This is a genomic window from Priestia sp. SIMBA_032 (assembly GCF_046535215.1).
Lineage (GTDB): Bacteria > Bacillota > Bacilli > Bacillales > Bacillaceae_H > Priestia > Priestia aryabhattai.
In genome coordinates, this window is record NZ_JAWRXD010001216.1 from 1 (window position 1) to 250 (window position 250).

General features: G+C 42.8%; 1 protein-coding gene. It reads left to right on the plus strand.

What is annotated here, in order from left to right; all coding sequences use genetic code 11:
* Position 1: 1 nt before the first annotated feature.
* A partial coding sequence (locus tag SB717_RS38195; RefSeq protein ID WP_410908402.1) for a sodium:solute symporter family transporter occupies positions 2 to 250 on the plus strand: 249 nt, incomplete at its 3' end.

A 250-nucleotide genomic window follows, 5' to 3' on the forward strand; every position in this document is an offset into this window, starting at 1 on the left:
CATTTTTTCTGCGGCCATGAGTAGCATTAGCAGTAGTCTAAACTCGGTTTCCACAGCCTTTTGCAACGATTTTTACAAACGGTTCAATCAACAAGTGGCCGATAAACGATTATTGCGTATTGCAAGAATTGTCACGGTATTTACCGGGCTTATCGGGATGTTGCTCGCACTTTGGATGGCCAACTCCAACATAAAATCGCTCTGGGATGAATTTTATAGGTATCTCGGACTATTTACAGGAGGTTTGGGT